Genomic DNA, 13975 nt, shown 5'->3' on the forward strand with positions numbered 1-13975 from the left:
TTGATCAGACGATGGCTTCAGCGCCGGGGTCGATGCAAGTCGCGTCGATCATGCAGCGATAGCTGGCGGCGCGGTCGCCGCTGGCGGTGACTTTGTCGATCGACCAGCGCCCGCGCATGAAGTCCGGCCAGGTGTCGTCCAGCACGACCAGCCCTTCAGCAGAGAAGTCAGGATTGCCCGGGCAGCTGATTTTCACCTTGAGCTTTTCACGGCCCATCTTGCGCACTTCACCTTCGCCGATCGCTTGCGCTTCTTCCGCGTTCTGGCAGCTCAAGCGCAGGGTCTTGAACGGTGCGAACCCGGCTTCAATCATCTGCAGCAAACCGGTTGCAGCGTCACACCAAGTGATCTGGCAGCCCTGAGTCTTGGCTCGGGCGGAATCATCAAGGGTCGCGGTGATGAACGCATGGTCGCCGGGGCGATTGTTGTGGGTGACCGACAGTCTCACGTCCGCCAATACCTTGCCCGACAACGATTTGAGCTGCCCCGGCCGCGCCAGCACATACAGCTCATTAAAGGGTTTGGCGATGGCGCGGTACCTGGTCGCCAAGCGTGAGATAAAACCCATGTCGGTTTCATTCGACTGATCGATGTGCGCGATCTTTATCAACGACAGTGACGGGTCCACCCTCGGCGAAAAACCGTATTTGGACGTCAGTTCGCGAAACAATGCCCCCAGGGTCGTCGGACCATGACTGACCGAGCGGCGCTGCTGGAATCCGCTCTCGTCCGCCGCACTGAACGGCGCGGCTGTCGCCACCAATGACACGCGGAACGGGAACAGCGTCGGCGTCCGCCGCGCCACCACAAACTGGCCCTTATCCACCAGCCCGGACTCCCGATACCCCACGAGCAAGCCGATTTTCCCACCCAGGCTCGGCAGCCCTTCAAGACCTTCCAGGTCGAGCACCAACGTCAGTTGATCCGACTCGATACCGGCGGTATCGATGTGCTCCCAACTGATCAGGCGCTGATTGATCAGGGTCGCGTTGGCCCCATAGATTTCTATCGCCGGCGTGAATCCGATTGCCATGTCGCCTCCTTAATCCCAAGCCGTCGCCGGCGTTTTCGCTGCGGGCCTGGATTCAAGTTCCGGCAGCACCACCCAGACGCCTGCCGGCAGTACCGGGCCTTGCTCGGCCAGCGTCGGGTTAAGGCGCCACAGCGCTTCTTCGGCTGTGTCGTCACAACGCTCGGTTTCGCGGTAGAGCAACAGATTCACCGAATCACCGGCAATCGTTCGAACCTTACGCATTGACGTATTCCCCCAAGCTAATCGACCAACTGATTAACATCGCCGTGCCGTCATCAATCACGCAGCTTTGGGTTTCCGTCACATCGTCGATCCGCCACAGACCCCAGTTGCGACCAATGCCATCTACCAGCGGCAGCGGTACTCGCAGTGCTTGTAAGGCGCGCAACTCATCGAGCCGGTCCATGGCCACCGCGTACATCGCCTTGCCGTTGATCGTCAGGGTTTGCAGGCCTTGGCCGGTCTGGCTGGACTTGGGCTTGCTGGTCAGGATATCGATCTTCACCCAGCCACCGTCCGACTTGCGCACCAGGCCGTCATAGGCGAAGTTGCTCGACAAGCCAAAAATGAACGTGCCGAGTGCCATTTGCTGCCTCATCAAGCCACCCCATCGGTCAGGGCCGTGTCACGTCGCACGGCGAGTTGATTGGTCGTTGTCATCATTCCGAACTGGCTGGAAATGTGTTGCACGACCAGGTTGGCCAGTTGCGTGGCGCTGGTTTGATCCTGACCGTTGATGTAGATGTTGGCGGTCAGTGCGTTTTGCTGGCTGGTTGTCTGGGTGTTGGTCAGGTCTTTGCTGACCTGCTCCGGTGACAAGAGTCGATCAGCCCCGGTGTAAACAGACTCTCCCAGCGCTTCACCGCCCTTGCTGCCGAAGTAGGAACCGACGAGGCCACCCACCAAAGCCCCCACCGCAGGGCCCAGGATTGGCACGGGAATGAAGCTGCCAATCAAGGCGCCAGTTGCAGCGCCGGCATAACCTGCGGCGACTCCGCCAACACCCGAACCCACAGCGCCGGCAGCGGCTTTGTAATCGCCGGCCATCAGAGCTTTAACCCCGTCATAACCTGCATTGGCCAACACCAGAGGCGCGCCTAACCGGCCGGTGAAGGTCTTGGCCCTGGCCATGGTCGTGGCCAGTCGATTACGTATCGTAGGACTCGGAGGTGGCGGACCAGAAGCCCCTGGCGGCAGAAAGCCGGGGTCCGGTTTGAACAGTTCTGTGGCGGTGGAAGAGACCACCGATGTCAGTTTGTTCAGGATGGGCCCGCGCAACGGCGTTGCGACCGCAACACCCAACAAGGTCAACGCGGCCGTGACTTTCGGAAAGGTTTCCACCACGGAACTCACGCCGCTGACCACCATGTCGGCGCTGAGCATCGCCAGGTCAGTAAAAGGCGCCACTGCGTTTCCGATCGCGGTATCAAGTCGGGTCAAACTCGCGTCCAGCGCATTCGAGCGCCCTTGCGAGGTGTTCCCTCGGGCCTCGGCGGTCTGCGCCATCGAGCCCTTGTCACCGTCGCCCTTGTCGGATGCCACCGACAACGCAGTCTTCAGATCCTGAGGCGACTTCAGTAATTTGCCGATGCCCTCGTCACCCTCAAACAGCGTCTTGATCAACGAAGTCTGTTGCTCGGCCGGCTTGCTCTTTAAGACCTCCAGCACATCGCTGATCGCCCCCGGTGCATCCTTGCGCATTCTGCTGGCAAGGGCTCCTGGTTCGATATCAAGTTGCACCCAGGCGGCTCGCTGCTCTGGCGTGGCGTTGTCACCTCTGCCGAACGCGGTGCCAAGGGTTTTCAACGAGGCGCCGGCTTCTTCCTTGCCCACGGAAGCACTCAGCAGGGCCGCTGCGATGGCCGCCGCTTGCTCGGGCGCCATGCCGGCGGCCAAACCTGGTTCGCCACCGCTCAATACGACCGAACCAATATCTGCCGCTGACGCTTTCAAATCGAGACTGGCGCCGAGACGGTTTGCCGCATCGCCCAAGTCGAGACTTTTCGCTCGATCAAGGTGTAACGATGTGCGCCAGCCAGTCATGAGCGCGCCGGCGTCCTTGACATCGATCTTGTACGCCGAGGCCATGATGGCGCTGTCGCGTGTGAGATCCGTCAGCGTCTGTTTACGGTCCTGCGGTTGTACGTCCTTGAGGACACGGGCATCAACCGCCGCCTGCTGCACCTGCACCAGCTGCACACCTGTTGCGCCGCTGGGGGCGGTGCGCTTTTCACCCGCTATCTTCTGGGTCTCATTGCCCAGTTCCTGAAGCTGATCCGGGGGCAACTGCAATTTTTGATTCAGGTCGACGAGGGCCGACTGCGCCGCCATTGCGGGTCTCAACTCCTCTGGCGGCGCACGCTGGTCAACCTCAGCCTTGAGCTTTGACTTGGCCTCACTGGCTGGCGCTGGTGCAGGCGCCGATGCATTGGCCTTGAGCGACGCCTGCTGCGACGTCAGTGCACCGTTCAACGTCGCCAGGGTTTCACGGAGCTTTTCCTGCTCCACCACCAACAAACGGATATCGAGGCTGGCCGTGGTCAGTGCCTGGTTCAGCACCGACAACGGGTCTTCGAAACCGACAAGTCCCGGCGTTTCAGATGCGCTGCCGAGTTGCGGCAGCTCGATGCGGTTGATGTCCGCACCGTGCAGCGAATAGTCACTCTCTGCCATCCCGCTCTACTCCTTTTTCACGCCAAGGCGAGTGATCGCGATGTCGTAGCGGCGCAATGCCTTGCCGGCGTCCCATTCCAGAATTTCCGCTTCACTTACCGGGTAAATGAGCGGCACCACATCGAGGATTACTTCGATGTCGCGCTCCGAAAGAAGTCCGCCGGTTTGTTTAAAAAATCGTCGATGCGTACCTGAAGCTGTGTCCAGTCGGGCACGGTCAGCAGGTCCAGATCGGGAATCATCAGCCCGGTGCAATGGGCAGTGATGAACTCGGCGCGTTCCTTGGCGGTTTTCAGTTTTTTCATCGCCTTGGTGGCGCGCAGGACCGGCATTTCCAGGGTCAGCGCGGCCAAGCTGCGGCCTCCAGCGTTGAGCGGTTGCAGCAGTTGCACTTGATCGGGGTCTGCCGAGGCTTCGCCCTGCCCTTCCTGTTCCAGGAAGTAAGCAGCCGGGCGGGTCGACATTTCGTGTACGTACTGGGCGATGCTCACGTAGTCCGGGCGTTTGAGCTGATCCAGTTCCTTGACCGACAGGCCAGTGGCCAATTTCGCCAGTTCGAAAAACTGATCGTCCTCATCATCACCGGCACGGGCCAAGGCCTCTTTTTGCGCGGCGTAAAACAATGGCTTGAGCTGAATCTGCTCGATCTGCGACTGGTTGTCGGCGGTGATCGGCGACAACAAGACGTGAACAGGAGGCGTCCAGGACATGAATGAATTCCTTGGTGGATCATGGGGAGGTGTTGCGTGATGCAAGCCAGTTGAGGTGTGCAACCTGTGGGAGCGGGCTTGCTCGCGAAAGCGGTGTGTCAGATACATTGATGTTGGATGTACCGCCGCTTTCGCGAGCAAGCCCGCTCCCACAGGGTTTGCGTTTAACTGGGGGGTGTTGCGGGGTTTACGGCAGCAGCACCGCGCGGCGGGCATCACCAAGGATGTCGACGCCGTTGAGCATGAACTTCTGGGTGCGCACGTCGATGTCGATCACCGGGATACCGTTTTCGAGGCGGTTGTAGGTGCGGCAGGTGAACTCAAGCACGGTAGTCGGCTTGTCCGCCATTTTGAGCGTTGTTTCGGTCAGGGACTTCAGCTTGCCGCCGATCGTGTGATAGGTGAACCAAGTGTTGCCGTCCTGATCCTGACCGGCTTCACGCACGTTCAGCAGAATGTCCTCACCCAGCGTCACACCGAGGGCCAGCATGACTTCAGGGCCCATCCCTTGCAGGGTCAACTTGGCCGTCAGCACGGTGGCGCTTTTGGCCATGTCCTCACCGATAAAGCGCCCGCCCGTCATCGTTTCCATTGCAAAATCGATCTTCGGTGGTTCGAAACTTTCAACAGTCGCCGACAACGGCAGGCCTTGCAGGGTGGCCGCCATGGCCTGTCTTACGCGGTTGGTAAACATTAGAGAACATCCTCCAGGAACTGCTCGATGATTTCATCGCGGGCGTTGAGTTGATAAACCATGTGTTCGTTCGGCGCGTAGCGGCCGTAGTCGATGACGATGAACCAGGTGCCGTTCTTGTACTTCTCGACGCTGTTCAATTCCGGGTGCAGATACACGCTGCCGCCAGGGATGGTTTCGTCGGCGACCAGGGTTTGCAGCCAGTCGTTGATGCGTTTGACTTCCTGATCCATGAACGACTTGGTCAGGTTCTTCGCCATGGCTTTCTGGCCGGCTTTCACCAGCTTGCGGCTGATGGCGTCTTCCAGGCCGACGTAGCTGATGAACTTGCCGGTGATCGAGCGGTTACCCAGCAGCGAGAAGCCGCCGAGGACGGTGCGGGCGTAGTAGCTGATGCCATAACGGTTGAGCAGATCGCCTTCGGTGGAGGTGTCGAGGATGTTGTATTCAACGACCCGCGACACGTCTTCGGCGTAGGTCACCTGGTTGCCCGGGCTTTCCCATTGCTTGACCTTGGCCAGTGCGGCAATCGCCAGGCTGGAAGGCGAGAGAAACACGTTCTTCTTCGCTGCTTTGGAGTAAACCGCCGGCATGTTGTGCACCACCAGGCAACGGTCGAAACCGAGGTCGGCGCCGCCCAATTCCTGGCTGTAAGTCACTTGATCAGCGACCGCGGCATCCTTGCCGTCGAGCACTACACGGGCCTTGATACGTTTGCCGAACGAGGCAAACTCGCTGGCCACCGCTTTAGTGCCGGTGAAGCCTGGCGCACCAATGATGGTCAGGTCTTCCGGCACACCGCTCAGCGCGGCGAGGCCAAGTTTGCGACCGGTCACTGGCTCGATGCCGCCGATCACATTGTTGATGGTATCGGCCGGGGCGGTGCCCTCTTCGACGATGACCACGTAGACCGGCACCTTCACCACTTTGAGGATCTGGAACACCGCTTGAAACAGCGTGCCCGACTCGGTGCCGGTCGGATCGAGCAGCGCCTGAGTGGTGAAGCTGTTGATGCGAAACGGAGAGTTACGCGGAATCAGCGGATCGGCTTTCGGCGCGGTGCCGACCAGGCCAATAACGTTGTCACCCAGGCCACCCATGGCCTCGGGGGATTCAGTGGCATTGACGGTAATGCCGTTGTGCTCGAAGTTCAAAACCTCAGCCATGGTTATTCAGCCTTCTTGGCAGCGGCCTGTTGGCCTTGGGTGGATGTTTTCAGTTCCAGGCGACCGGCGCTGAGCAGGGCGTTGGCTTCGACGTCGAGCAGGTCGAGTTCCTGGCCAGCGGCGGACCAGTGACCACGCCCGACAGGGAACGGGACGAGCACGGTGTAGGTTTGGCGTTCTGCCATTTGGGTTTCTCCAGATACGAAAAAGCCCCTTGGTTTTAGGAAGGGGCTGTTGGGTGTTGATTAGCGGATAAGAAAACGCCCCGACGGTGCGGGGCGTTTATTGGGTGAGAGTTGAGAGCCATTCCGGCGCGGGTGGCCGGTGTTGGAGCAAAGGGAATTCGCCAGATTCTGGCCAGTTGCGAAGCAAGCGGCGATACGCCTGCAACTCGATGTATTGGCTTTTGGTCAGCGTTGTTGGCGAACCTTCTTCCGCCTCGTCTCGGTGACGAGCTACAACGTTGTCAGTCCCTGCAAGTTGGCCATCTCGCCAAATGCGCTCAACAAACGCAACTTCGGCAGTGGATGGCAGAGGCGGATCAATAAGAAGCGGATAACCGTCATCGCCCCAGCTAATAACCTGACCCTCACCTTGTCCCGCCAACAATTCAGCATGGTACTCGGCAGAGATTTCAATCACGTCATCCGGCATTGATGTATGAACGGACGTATCGTAAAAACCGCGAGCAGATTTTGAAGCAAACATAAAATCTCCCTTAGAAGCCGACAACTCGATACCCACCAGCCTGCGTGGCTACTGTGGTGGATTGATTCCAGAACCGAACTTGACTGTTTGAGATGTTGTAGCAGTTGACCCCAGGTATCCCCGGACCAGACGCTCCGCCGGCTATTGAGAAACCAGCGGCGGCGACAGGAAAGATGATGGGGAAGTTGACTAAAATCGAACCGTTGGCAGGGATCGCTGGAATGATTCCCCATTGCTCGATCAATCCCGATGGGTTTTTCTGATAACCATTCGCGGACAGTAACGCCGAGAATTCGTTGGAGTACTTCAGTGAAGCAACGCCTTCCTCTACGACGTAGTAGACATCACCACATGCTACAACTGCGTTAGAGCCACTTGGAATCGTGACACTTGTTAGCGACTTGGCCAGTGCCGCGATGGTGTCAGCGCCTTGGCGAGTTACCGTGATATCACCGGGTCCACTATTGAGAATGTAAAATCGGGACCCGGCCGGGCTTGCCGTCAGTGGGGGCAGGGTTAGCGTTCCCGGCACGTTGATAACAATCCTGCGCCCAGCCATAGCAGGAGTCAGCGAGGCCGGAAGAGTAAAGATGTTTGTCTGCCCGCCGAAATTCCCTTGGGCGCGTTGCACAAACTCCGTCGTTGCCAATGCCTTGCCATTGTCAAACTGTGGCGGCGTATTTGCCGTAGGGCTGATCAGCACCGGAGCATTGAGCGGCGCAAAGCCTTGCGTCACGTTCTGAAACGTCAGCGCCGTAGTACCCAAGATAATCGCCCCGTCAGTGATCAACTGCCAACGAGTGTCCGCCAGCGTTGCCCCCTGCTCTACGGAAACAATCAGGCCCGACGTTACATCGGCACTGACATCCGCATCTTTCGACCGTACCCAGCCAGCCACCGCCGCCACATAGATGCCGTTATCTTTCGCAGCCGTCTGGTTTTTAACCAGCACGCGATCCCCCGCAACGACCGCCACGCCATCAATCGTTTGAGGCGCAGCCAACGTGATGTTGGCGGTAGTCGCCACGCACACCGATTGCTTGCTGTCGAGTTTGGCGAGTTCGTCAGCGACATAGGAAGTCACCCACGCACGCGTCGCTTTAACCACAGTGTCGTCAATCAACAACGTCACCAACGCCGCATTGCTGGTCTCGAAAATCGAGCGAATGTAGAACTCTTTGCCCGAGCCCGACGTCGCCAATACCGGTTTGAACGACTCCGGGTACTTGACGATGGCGTAGAGGATGCCGGTATCGGTCCAGATCCCGGCCTCGCGCACATACCAGCCGCCAACCTCGGGCGGGATGGTGACTTCAGCGAGCAGCCAGCTCGGGTTTTTCTCATCCTGGAACAGTGCATTGAGCGGCCCGCGCCAGACTTCGCGCCGGAGCGCTGTGTCGGTGGCGGCCGGGTTGTAAACCGCGCCACCGCCGTCGCCGACGGACAGTTGAGACAACTTGATCGGCAGGCCCGCCGCTTTGCAGGCAGTTTCGTAGGCGATCCCCGCGTTGGTAAGCAGGGTGTAATAGTCGGCCATTTAGGACCCCTGAGGATAAATAGTGGAGGTTTCGACGGCGTAGAGCCCGGCGGCCATAAAGACCTGGCCCGAGGCTTCGAGCCCTTCGATGACAATCGGATAAACCGTGGTCAGCTCGCCGCACACGGTGGCGGCGGCGATGACGTGATTGCCGAAGGCACTCAGGCCGACGGAGACCTTTAAGGTGTCGCGCTCGCTTTTGGCGTCCGCCAGGCGTCGATCGAGGCGTGCATCGATTTCTTCGCTGTAAGGCTGTTCGGTAAAGGCCCTGACGGAAAAACTGTAGGGCTGGCCGGGCGGCGATTGCTCGTACCAGGCGCGCACTTCGGGTTGCAACTGCAAGCCTTTGGCGGCATTTTCCAGCGCTTTTCGAGTACCGGCCTGGCGTGCGGTGGGCCAGGCGAGTTCGACCGTCAAACGCTTTTCCGCTTCGGGCGCTGCGGAGCTCCACTCGCTGACCCCGCGATCCGCGCCGAGGTACGGCAAGAACGCCAGCGGTGTTTCGGTGGGGTTCATCAACTCGGGAAACGGCGGCGTAATGCGTTCAAGCAAGCGGCCAAAACCGAGGTCGAGAGCCCTTTCCAGCGGTGAACTGTTGGCCGGTAACAGGCTCGGCCGTGGTATGTCATCACTCATAGCGTGTCCACCTCGACCTCGACACCCGTGCAATACGGGGCCTGGAACGCCGTGGTCACGATCGGCGCCAGCGGTTCAAGGATTTGCAGTTGAACCGCGCCGGCGCTGTGCAGCGTGTAGTCGATCCAGCTCGGGTCGACTCGCCCTTCGAGGCGATGACAAGAGTCGGCATACGCCTGCAACTGCTGTTGCGCAGCGACCTTGGTCAGCCCCGAATCGGGACCGGCGTTGATCTTCGCCACGACACGGATTTTGTAGGTCTTGATTTGCGCGCCCTGCACCGTCACGAGGTCCGTTTCCGGCCGCACATCTGGCCGGGCAAAGTGTTGGCGAACGCCGGTAAGCAGCGCAGCGGACGGTGTGCCATCACCCTCTCGGGCCAGCACAGTGACCATCACTTCTCCGGGAGCCGTACGGCGTCCATTGCCGTCCTTGACCTGCGCGGCAAAGCCATCCGGGTTGAAGGTGTAAGTGACCGTCACCACACCCGCCGCCGCAGTTTCCACTTTCACCGAGGGCCGTTCGCCGAGGGTGAACACCTCGCGGCGATACTGCATTCGCGACCCCGCTGCCGGAGCGTGGGGTGACAGGTAATAACGCAACCGGGCGTCGTCGTCGCTTTCAAAAACCGGCGGGATGGGCGGGAATGCCGCCGGGTCGCCCGGGTCCAGCAACTGACGCTCAAGGCCCATGTCCGCCAGGCGTGCATCGAGGTTGCTACCCGTCGCCCACCACGCCAGCATCTGCTTGATCCTGGCGTTGTATTTGCGCTCGTGAGTTTGCACCCGCACACAAAAGGCCTCGAGGGCCAGGGTCAGCAATTCGCTTTCATTTTCCAGGCTGACTTTCAGCTTCGCCGCGCTCTCGGGAGAGCGGGCACCGACGTATTCAACGACAAAGGTCTTGAACTCTGCGAGCAGGTCCTCAAACGCTTCGACGGTGACGATGGCCGGCTCGGCCAACTGGTTTTGGCCGGGGATCAACATGCTCATGTCACCACCTCGAAGGTCTGTTGACGGTTTTTCCAGGTACCGGCGAACCGCAGCAACAACCCCGCACCGTGCCGGCTGGCCACAATGACCTGCGGCTCAAAATCGTCGATGCCGTTCTGCTTGTTGTAGAACGCCTGCGCCGCATGGCTCTGGGCAAGGATCAGCACGTCGTCGCCGAGGTTCTGCCCCAGCAATTCAGGCAGCGTGCTGCCATACAAAGGACGCTTCTGGCGGGTGCCCAACGGTGTGGTCAGTGCTCGGGTTGCGCGCTGCACAAACTGCAGCCAGTCGTCGACGGTGGCTCCGGTGTTTCTATCGATTCCGATCATGGGAAACCTTTCATTTGGGGCTGATGACACGCCCCTGGTGATCCACCACCGGGCCGCTCAGGTGCACACCGGCAGCGTCGATCAGCAAACCGACCGCGCCCAGTTGCAAAGTGATTGCCTGGGGTGTCATCGCCAATCGGGCTGGGCCGATGCTCAATTCGAGCGATTCACGAGAACCGGTGAAGGCCGCCGGACCGTTGTTCCAGTGCAGGACATGACTGGCATCGTCGTAGCCGCTTTCCGTGCCGTCCTGATAGAGGCGACGGGTCAGCGAAGCCAGTGTCGAGGCCGGAGGAAACCGGTCGCCGTTAAGGCCGAATAACGCGACCGACTGGCTGCCACCCTCGCCGCCGCCGTGATTCAGCAGCAGGCATTGCTCGCCGACAGAGGGGATCCGCGATTCGCTCTGAGCACCGGCACTCGGGTTGAAAAAGCGGATGGCCGGGGTCAGCAATTCACCGTGGCGGACCTTGCAGGTATTGCTGGCAGCATCGACCTCCTGGCACACGCCGATCCGACAGAAGCTGTCGGCGCGTCGATACAAGTCTTCAAGCTCGGTCTCCATCTGCGCCAGTCGCTCGATGATCGGGCCCAGTTGCATCCGTAGCAGCGCATCAAACATGGGCTAGTCCTCGAGTGCGGTGTATTGATCCGGGTCGTCGATGTTCGATACCTCCCAGGTCCGGGCGAATTTCGGGATGCCGGTCGGGTCTTCGAGCAACAGCGGTCCGAGGTACAGCGTCTGGGTGAATGAAACGGTCCAGGCGTTGTATTCCCGTGCACCGCTGAGGGAAATGGCCGGAAGGCCATCGATGTCCTGCGGCAAATCGCATTGATCGGCTGGCAGTTTCCAGCGATTGTCAGTGACGAGATTCTTCAGCTCGCTGACCAGATCGCACACTTCAGGCCCCGGCGTCGGCAACACGACTTGCAATGAAATCGACAGGACATGCGCGATGCGTCCGTTATTGGCGCGAGTGCCCGGCGCATCGTGGTCGATGGCGATCAGCACCCAGGTCGAATCGATGCTGCTGTCGAAATCTTGATGGCTACCGACCCTTACGCCAGGCAAGGCGATGCGTAACGCATCAGCAATGGCGGTAACCATCTGCGAAGGTTTTTCGATGACAACGGGCATTAACGGCCTCCTGTGCCTTCGTTTTAGGGTTGATCCGTGTGGGAATCGCGGGTCGGGACGTCGCAGACACCAATCCGCTTCGCCGCCCAGCGCTCATACAGCCCGATGGCCACGTCCGCGCCGGCCATCGCTGTCAGGCAGCCGAACGCACACGCGGTCCAGATCGACACGCCAGCGGCGTACAGCAACATGATCGCGGAGACCCCGCAGATCACGCAGGCCCCGGAGCGCAACGCCAGGCGCCGCAACAGCGCCCAGCCTCGAGCGCCTTCCTTGTCGGCGCGCCACATTTCGCCGGACACCCCGCCCACCAGGGCAAGGACGATGACAAGCCAGATCGGCATGTCCAGCAACGCTTGTTGCTCGTTTGTCATGTCACGCCTCCCGGGGGTGATTGATGAAGGATCGGGCTGCGTGTTGTGGACGCGGCCCTGGTGATGTCAGGCGATGCGGCTTTAAAGACGTTCAACGATCACGTTGTCGATAAAGGCGAAGTTGTTGTAAGGGTTCTGTTCGTTGAAAAACGCCAACGTGGTTTGCGCTGTGGTGGCGGTAAAGTCGTAGGTGATGGTGCTCCACTCGACCGTGACGCCTTTGGCGACCGGGGTGTTGAAGGAGACCGTTTGCCCGGCCACTTTCACCTGGATGACACCGTCGCCGGAGCGGCTGGCGAATCGCGAGTTACCAGCACTGAAGGTCAAGCGATACTTGGCGCCAGCCGTGGTGGCAAAGTTCTGCTGAATGCCGCCGCCGTTGCCGTAGACGTAGTTGGCCAGGTCGACAATTACCACGCCGTCCGCAGCGACCGAGCCGCCGATCGAGGCCGGCATGTTGAAATACTCGGCACCGGACAGAAACGTCGTCCAGCCCGTAATGAAGTTGGTTTTTGCGGTGGTATCCAGAATGCAGCTACCGCTGCAGCCCGGCTCTTCGAAGCTGCCGTTGACCAAAAGGTTGGCCGCAACAGCGTTGCCTCCGGCGCTGAGCAGCGCAACGGACAGCAAGAGCCGGGTAATGTGTTTTTTGAAGACGTCCATGAGTTCACCTGGTGAGTTGAAAGGTTGGCTTGATGCCTGACGGTAGGTAGGCATTCCAAAAAGCCCGGTGTTGGCCGGGCTTTTCAGTAATGCGGTCCTTCGCCTTCCTTTAATCCTGTGTGCAAAAAAGGAAGCTGACTTTTCGGCGCTACTGGCGCGGTACGAGTCCATTCAAATTGTTTTTCCGACCGCGGTCCCTGCCCGCCGGATAACTGCTTCTGGTGCTTTACGCTGCACACCCGGGTCAGTTGCCAACCCTCTGAACCGTTGAGGCCGGTTCATCGCTGCCTTTGTGGTGGAACTAAAGAGCTTCGTTTCGAGCCGCTTTGTTGAGCGGCTTGAGACAAAGAATATGCATGGATGCATATCCAGTCAATGCGTAAATGCATTTATTTATGCATGACAAATGCACGAACGCATGAAACCCCCACCAGCAAAGGCTTTGGCCATTTTCTGCAGGCGAAAAAAAACCCACCGGGTGGCGGGTTTTATCTGACAGCGTTGAGGTTAACGGGCGTACATGCCCCACCAGAAGACGTGACCGAGGATGACGATCTGCTCTTCCTGGATTTCCTGGAAGGTGTAGTCCTCGTCCGGATGCTCATCACGGTTGAAGCTGCGCAGGCGGATACCGGTCGGCAGGCGATAAAGCTGTTTCACCCGCAGCTGGCCATTATGGTTGATCGCGTACAGGTCGCCATCGACGATGTCGCCGATTCCGCATTTACCGGCATTCACGCCGACGGTGGCACCATCGCGCAGGACCGGCAACATGCTGTTGCCCCGTACCGTCACGCACTTGGCCTGGTCGAACTGCACGCCGTTGTGACGCAGACTGCGCTTGCCGAAGCGCAAGCTGGAGCGCTCGCTTTCTTCGATGACGAATCTTCCTGATCCAGCAGCCAATTCAACCTCGCGAAGAAAGGGGACCGACACCTCGTCGTCATCGACAGGGGTATCGTCGTCCCACAAGCTTATGTCCTTGAGTTCGGAATGTAGGGGCTCGCGCCCGGCACCCGCGACTGGCGCAACATCCACGCGCCCGCGCAGTTGATCGGTGCTCACGGCGAAGTACTCGGCGATCTTCGAGATGTGTTTATCCGAGGGATCGACGATCTTCCCGCTGAGAATTCGCGAGAGTGTGGATTGCGGCACGCCGGTGCGACGGTGAAGCTCCGTGGGGGAGATCCCGTGCTGGTCGAGCAGCGCTCTTAAGACTGAGGAAACGTTGCGTTTTTGCATAACGCGAATAGTGCTTGATCTTTTTCCGGAAAACAAATGCAGATATGCATAAAAAGCAAAAATAGTCGTAATAAGCCACA

Annotated in this window: 18 protein-coding genes; all 18 read right to left on the reverse strand. The window is 59.4% G+C overall.

What is annotated here, in order from left to right; genetic code table 11:
• Nucleotides 1-4: 4 nt before the first annotated feature.
• The 18 genes from NK667_RS21375 to NK667_RS21460 all read right to left on the reverse strand — a co-directional run bounded on the left by NK667_RS21375 (nt 5) and on the right by NK667_RS21460 (nt 13895).
• Nucleotides 5-1033 (reverse strand): phage tail protein, encoded by a 1029-nt coding sequence (locus NK667_RS21375; RefSeq protein ID WP_054615988.1) that lies wholly within the window; start codon nt 1031-1033, stop codon nt 5-7.
• 9 nt (nt 1034-1042) lie between these two features.
• Nucleotides 1043-1255 (reverse strand): tail protein X, encoded by a 213-nt coding sequence (locus NK667_RS21380; protein ID WP_054615989.1) that lies wholly within the window; start codon nt 1253-1255, stop codon nt 1043-1045.
• Nucleotides 1248-1631: a phage tail protein gene (locus NK667_RS21385; RefSeq protein WP_054615990.1), complete on the reverse strand. Its 384-nt coding sequence runs from the start codon at nt 1629-1631 to the stop codon at nt 1248-1250. The genes NK667_RS21380 and NK667_RS21385 overlap by 8 nt, the downstream gene beginning before the upstream one ends.
• Entirely contained in the window at nt 1631-3706 is a 2076-nt protein-coding gene (locus NK667_RS21390; RefSeq protein WP_054615991.1) for a phage tail tape measure protein, read from the reverse strand. The genes NK667_RS21385 and NK667_RS21390 overlap by 1 nt, the downstream gene beginning before the upstream one ends.
• Nucleotides 3707-3834: 128 nt before the next feature.
• A complete protein-coding gene (locus NK667_RS21395; protein ID WP_054615992.1) occupies nt 3835-4416 on the reverse strand; it encodes a phage tail assembly protein in 582 nt (193 codons plus the stop codon).
• 187 nt (nt 4417-4603) lie between these two features.
• On the reverse strand, nt 4604-5110 hold the full coding sequence (locus NK667_RS21400) for a phage major tail tube protein (protein WP_054047111.1): 507 nt from the start codon (nt 5108-5110) through the stop codon (nt 4604-4606).
• Nucleotides 5110-6276 (reverse strand): phage tail sheath protein, encoded by a 1167-nt coding sequence (locus NK667_RS21405; protein ID WP_054047113.1) that lies wholly within the window; start codon nt 6274-6276, stop codon nt 5110-5112. The genes NK667_RS21400 and NK667_RS21405 overlap by 1 nt, the downstream gene beginning before the upstream one ends.
• 2 nt (nt 6277-6278) lie before the next feature.
• Nucleotides 6279-6461, reverse strand: a complete 183-nt coding sequence (locus tag NK667_RS21410) for a hypothetical protein (protein WP_054615993.1) — start codon at nt 6459-6461, stop codon at nt 6279-6281.
• 97 nt (nt 6462-6558) lie between these two features.
• Entirely contained in the window at nt 6559-6984 is a 426-nt protein-coding gene (locus NK667_RS21415; protein WP_054615994.1) for a tail fiber assembly protein, read from the reverse strand.
• Between the two features lie 10 nt (nt 6985-6994).
• On the reverse strand, nt 6995-8521 hold the full coding sequence (locus tag NK667_RS21420; protein ID WP_054615995.1) for a phage tail protein: 1527 nt from the start codon (nt 8519-8521) through the stop codon (nt 6995-6997).
• Nucleotides 8522-9157 (reverse strand): phage tail protein I, encoded by a 636-nt coding sequence (locus tag NK667_RS21425; protein WP_054615996.1) that lies wholly within the window; start codon nt 9155-9157, stop codon nt 8522-8524.
• Nucleotides 9154-10149, reverse strand: coding sequence for a baseplate J/gp47 family protein (locus tag NK667_RS21430; RefSeq protein ID WP_054047120.1), 996 nt, complete (start codon nt 10147-10149; stop codon nt 9154-9156). Before NK667_RS21430 ends, NK667_RS21425 begins: the two co-directional genes overlap by 4 nt.
• The gene (locus NK667_RS21435; RefSeq protein WP_054047123.1) at nt 10146-10478 is read right to left on the reverse strand and encodes a phage baseplate protein; all 333 of its coding nucleotides are present in this window, start codon (nt 10476-10478) and stop codon (nt 10146-10148) included. The genes NK667_RS21430 and NK667_RS21435 overlap by 4 nt, the downstream gene beginning before the upstream one ends.
• A 10-nt stretch (nt 10479-10488) precedes the next feature.
• Nucleotides 10489-11100: a phage baseplate assembly protein V gene (locus NK667_RS21440; RefSeq protein ID WP_054047124.1), complete on the reverse strand. Its 612-nt coding sequence runs from the start codon at nt 11098-11100 to the stop codon at nt 10489-10491.
• Nucleotides 11101-11103: 3 nt separating this feature from the next.
• The gene (locus NK667_RS21445; RefSeq protein WP_054615997.1) at nt 11104-11616 is read right to left on the reverse strand and encodes a hypothetical protein; all 513 of its coding nucleotides are present in this window, start codon (nt 11614-11616) and stop codon (nt 11104-11106) included.
• 23 nt (nt 11617-11639) lie between these two features.
• Complete coding sequence (locus NK667_RS21450) at nt 11640-11990, reverse strand: phage holin family protein (RefSeq protein ID WP_054615998.1); 351 nt, start codon at nt 11988-11990, stop codon at nt 11640-11642.
• A gap of 81 nt (nt 11991-12071) precedes the next feature.
• Nucleotides 12072-12653 (reverse strand): DUF642 domain-containing protein, encoded by a 582-nt coding sequence (locus tag NK667_RS21455; protein ID WP_054615999.1) that lies wholly within the window; start codon nt 12651-12653, stop codon nt 12072-12074.
• A 507-nt stretch (nt 12654-13160) separates the two neighbouring features.
• Nucleotides 13161-13895 (reverse strand): LexA family transcriptional regulator, encoded by a 735-nt coding sequence (locus NK667_RS21460; RefSeq protein WP_054616000.1) that lies wholly within the window; start codon nt 13893-13895, stop codon nt 13161-13163.
• Between the last annotated feature and the right edge of the window lie 80 nt (nt 13896-13975).

It is taken from the genome of Pseudomonas nunensis, from assembly GCF_024296925.1.
GTDB lineage: Bacteria > Pseudomonadota > Gammaproteobacteria > Pseudomonadales > Pseudomonadaceae > Aquipseudomonas > Aquipseudomonas nunensis.